Here is a 5,072-nt window from a genome sequence, read left to right on the forward strand (position 1 = left end):
GTGGGGGTGTGGGGGCTAGTCCCCACAAATTACAAAACTAAAAATTGCCAAATTTAAAAATTATTACAATATAACAAAAAATTGACTATTGTTCATTTTATTGTAAAATAAAAATATAGGTTTATGGAAAACTGCTTATGGAAAAAATAATTAGAAGAACATCATTAGCTATAATATATATTTTATTAATTTCAGTTTTAGTATTATCAGTAATATTTATTCCAAAGGGATATAATTTTTATAAGTTTTGTAAGGATTATATAAATATACCATTTACAAAAGATGAATTAAAATTAGATGAAGAGAGAGTATTAAAAATATATGACAGAAACAATATTCTAATATCAACACTTTTTCCAAAGCATGGCGGTTTCTATAGTGAAGTAAAATACAACGACATATCAACAAACCTTATAAATGCAGTTATAAGTGCTGAAGACAAAAACTTTTTTAAGCATAATGCAATAGATTATAAAGCAATAATGAGAGCATTTTTAGCTAATTCAATAAGCGGAAGGGTGGTATCTGGAGGAAGTACCATAACACAGCAATTAGCAAAAAGTATAATACCAAGAGAGAGAACATATATTAATAAATTCTATGAGGCATTAGACGCTATAAGATTAGAAAGAAACCTATCAAAAGAAGAAATTATCACAGAATATTTAAACAGAGTTTTTTTAGGAAATAATTGTTATGGTGTGGGAGCTGCTTCTCAAGTTTATTTCAAAAAAGAGGCAAAAGATTTAAATGTAAATGAATCTGCAATACTAGCTTCAATTATAAAATCTGGCACAAAGTTTAATCCATACAAATATGAAGATAGATTAAATGACAGAAGAATATATGTTATAAACGAAATGAAAAATAACGGCTATATAGATGATGCAGAATATCAAAAAAACATTAATGAAAAAATAGATGTCTACAACAATAAAGACGAATACACTTTCAAAGCACCGCACTTTACAATGTATGCCAAAGAATCATTAGCACAATTAAAATATAACAACATAACAGAAATAAAAACCACTTTAGACTATAAACTTCAAGAAGAAGCAATAATGGTAATAAGCAATGCAAGTCAATCACTTCACACATTCAATGTAAGAAATATTTCATGCATTATATTAAATGCTAAAACAGGTGAAATATTATCTATGATAGGTTCTATGGATTATTTTGATAAGGAAGTTGATGGGGCTGTTAATGGAGCTACTTCTTTAAGACAAGCTGGAAGCACTTTAAAACCTTTTTTGTATGGATATTTGTTTGATAGAGGGGAAACTCCTGCATCTGTTATAGCCGATGTTAAAACTTATATAAACTCACCTGGAGGAGATTATATACCAGAGAATTTTAATCATAAATATCATGGTCCTGTTACCATAAGAGATGCACTTGCTAATTCTCTAAATATACCAGCTGTAAAATGGCTTGCAAGATACAGTATAAGAGATTTTCAAAATATATTATTAAAATCTGGTTTAAGCTCTATAAATAAAAATCCAGATTATTATGGTTATTCTTTGGTATTAGGAAGTGCTGAGGTGAGATTAGTTGATTTGGTTTCAGCATATACTATATTTCCAAATGAAGGAAAGTTTATAAATCATTATTCTATAAAATCATTAAAAAAAGAAAATGGTGAAATAATTAATATACCTAAAAAAAGCACAAGACAAGTAATATCAAAAGAAAGTGCCTACCTTATAACAAGTATATTATCAGACAGAAATGCAAGAATGGGCTCTTTTAGAAGCTATAGAGGAATTGTCTATCCTTTTTCTGTTGCCATAAAAACAGGTACATCAAAAGGCTCGAGAGATGCTTGGGGTATTGGATACACTAAAGACTATATAGTTGGTATTTGGCTTGGAGATTTTAAGGGAAGCGAGATGATAAATATTACAGGAGGAAATGGAGCTGTTCCTATAATATATGATTTATTCATTATGCTTAATAAAAGTCAAAAAGAAACAAAATGGAATAAGCCAGAAAATATAGTAAATAGAGATATATGTTTAATAAGCGGCAAACTAAGAGGAGAGTTTTGTAAAGAATATAGAAATGAAGAGTTTTCTAAAGAGCATGTACCAACAGAAGAATGCGATGTTCATAATTTGTATATAAAAAATAATGAAGATGGAAGTATAAGCAAAAAAGTATTTGTAAACCTTCCTTCAGAATATAATGGCTGGATAAAAGAACAGCAAATAGAAACTCCAACAAGAGATTGGATAAAAGTTGATAATATTTATAATAGAACTTTAACTTATAGAGAAAAAAGTGAATACTCAAAAAATATTATGATTACATCACCTACAGATAATTCCGTCTATAAAATAGATTCTACCCTTCCAAAAGAATATCAAAACATATTTATAAAAACATATATACCAGAAAATATTATTTCAGCAAATCTATATTGTGATGATAAAATTATAGCTGGTATAGAAGAATTAAAAAGCGGAAATATTAGATGGCAATTAGAAGGCGGAGAGCATAGTTTTTATATAAAAGCGATTAATAAAGAAAATCAAAACTTAAACAGCATAAAAGTAAATATATTCGTACAATAAAAAATATTATGTATATATAAAAAATATTTCCGATAATATATCAAAATGTATTATGGAGTTTTACAAATGTATAAAAAAATAATTGCTATAATATTTGTATGTGCTTTTGCTTTAAATGCCCAATATAATGCTAATTATATGGAAGTAGTATCAGTTCAAGGTGAAGTAAAAATTACATCAAAAGATATAATAGCTAAACCTGCTAATATTGGCGATTTATTATTCAGTAATGATAGATTAACATTGCAGGGAAATTCTTATTTAACTTATTATATACTAAATAATTCTTTATTTAAACTAAAACAAAATACTTCTTTAAACATAGATGAATCATTAGATAGAAATAATAACATAAAATTCACATTATCTTCCGGAGAAATTATAGCAATTACAAAACTTGATTCAATCAATATAATTACTCCAAATGCTAATATTTCTATGAGAGGTACTGCTATAATAGCTAACAATAACGGTGTAACTAGTGTTAAAGTATTATCCGGTTCTGCTAAAATTAATAATAATACTGAACTTAATGCTTTTATGCAGGCTAATATATCAAATACAGAAATAACTACAGGCAATATAGTTTTGAGTGCAAATATTAAAAGTTATTTAAATGAAATAATTAATATGCCTTATGCTAATAATGTTACTCAATTAAATTTCTATAGAAGTATAGTATCTTTACCTGATAATACAGTAATTAATGTTAATCAATCTACTATAGAAAAATAAATAAAAACCTTCATAATATAAGCTATTTTCATATAACTTTTGACAAATAAAAAATATTATATATAATTATTAGAAGAAAGTTATATGAAGGATAGAAATGAATCCAAGAGAACAAATTGTTAATGCTGGAAAAGAGCTATTTAAAAAATATGGATTTAAAAAGACTTCTATGAGTGATATTGCTTTAATGGTTCATAAATCTAAAAGCAGTATCTATCATTATTTTAAAAGTAAAGAAGAAATTTTTTTTGCCATAGCTGAAAATGAAGCATCAGATTTAAAAAGGTCTATATACGAAGCAATAAAAAAAGAAGATACAGCCGAAGCCAAAATAAGAGCATATATACTAACAAGACAAAAGGGATATATTAAATTAGCTAACCTTTATGAGGCACTTCATAGTGAAATATTTGAAGATTTTACTTTAATAGAACATATGAGAGCTAAATATCATAAAGAAGAATATGATACTATAAAAATGATATTAAGAAGCGGAGTAAAAAAAGGTTTATTTAATATAGATTTAAGACTTGCCACAGAATCTATATTAGCAATAATTAAGGGTTTTGAAATGGAGTGGGCAAAAAATAAAAATATAGAAAATAATGAAAAAGATTTAGACATTATCATTAATATTATCTTCTATGGAATAGTAAAAAGATAATTATTAATGATGAAAATGCCCTATCCTATTACATATGTACTTTATATTACAACAAGCTTTGCTTTGGGTGTATCTATTGCATTAAAGTTTAACAGCAATTATTTTTTATCATTAATAATATCTTTTATTCTAATAGTAGTGTCAATAGTACTTGCTGTATATAACAAAAATAGTTTTTTTATTTTAGTAATTGCAATATTTTTCTTAGGATATAGTTATACCATTTATAGATATTACAATATATTTTCATCACCATTAAAAGAATTTAACAAAGAAATAAAAGCATATAGCTGTAAAATAATAGATTATGACGGAGTAGTTAATTTAAGAAATAGATATATTGCCTACGTTGATAGAGTTTATGACGGAGAAAATTGGCATAATTATGCTGGAAAAATTAGACTATACCATAACTCAGCAAAACCAATATATATAAATGACACTATTACAGTATATGCTAAAATTAATCTATATAAAAATTTGCTTACAAATAATATAAATATAGTAAAAGCATTAGAAAATCAAATGCTCTATGGTGTAAGCAGTATTTATCCGTATATTAATTTCACTGTACAAAAAGAATGTTTTTCTATATTTAATTTTTTAAACAAAATTGGTTTATATTGTAGAAATACAATAAAAAAATCTTTAGGGGCACATATAAAACCAATAAGCTACTCAGTTGCTCAATGTATCATCACAGGAGATAAGCATATTATACCAGCGGATATTAATCAATACTTTATAAACTCTGGAATATCTCATATATTATCAATATCTGGTCTTCATATATCTATGATACTTTTTATATTATTTACAGCATTATCTTTTTTTCCAATAAATTTTTATAGCAAAATATTTATCTCTACAATCATAACTATAATAATATACCCAACTGTAAGTATATTCTCTGTTTCAATAGTTCGTTCAAGCATAATGGCTTTTTGTATATTAATATCATATTATTTTGATAGAGATAGAAATAATGTAAATGCTCTATTTTTAGCAGCATTAATAATATTACTGATAGAACCAAACTCTATAAGAGAAATAAGTTTTCAATTTTCATTTTTAGCAACATTAGGTATAAT

At 25.7% G+C, this 5,072-nt stretch carries 4 protein-coding genes; all 4 read left to right on the forward strand.

The features are described from left to right. Positions 1-137: 137 nt before the first annotated feature. Positions 138-2,582, forward strand: a complete 2,445-nt coding sequence (pbpC, locus tag E6A48_RS10480; RefSeq protein ID WP_219710149.1) for a penicillin-binding protein 1C — start codon at positions 138-140, stop codon at positions 2,580-2,582. Between the two features lie 66 nt (positions 2,583-2,648). After that, positions 2,649-3,317 (forward strand): FecR family protein, encoded by a 669-nt coding sequence (locus E6A48_RS10485; protein WP_219710151.1) that lies wholly within the window; start codon positions 2,649-2,651, stop codon positions 3,315-3,317. Between the two features lie 97 nt (positions 3,318-3,414). Continuing rightward, on the forward strand, positions 3,415-3,981 hold the full coding sequence (locus tag E6A48_RS10490; RefSeq protein WP_219710154.1) for a TetR/AcrR family transcriptional regulator: 567 nt from the start codon (positions 3,415-3,417) through the stop codon (positions 3,979-3,981). A gap of 6 nt (positions 3,982-3,987) precedes the next feature. Beyond that, positions 3,988-5,072: ComEC/Rec2 family competence protein (locus tag E6A48_RS10495; RefSeq protein ID WP_219710157.1), on the forward strand; the 1,085-nt coding region annotated here is incomplete at its 3' end.

The organism is Brachyspira pilosicoli (assembly GCF_019402445.1).
Lineage (GTDB): Bacteria > Spirochaetota > Brachyspiria > Brachyspirales > Brachyspiraceae > Brachyspira > Brachyspira pilosicoli_B.

Bases quoted from the DNA above. Each gene is read 5' to 3' on its own strand.
- E6A48_RS10490 (WP_219710154.1), top strand. From the start codon at position 3,415: ATGAATCCAAGAGAACAAATTGTTAATGCTGGAAAAGAGCTATTTAAA.
- E6A48_RS10485 (WP_219710151.1), top strand. From the start codon at position 2,649: ATGTATAAAAAAATAATTGCTATAATATTTGTATGTGCTTTTGCTTTA.
- pbpC (WP_219710149.1), top strand. From the start codon at position 138: ATGGAAAAAATAATTAGAAGAACATCATTAGCTATAATATATATTTTA.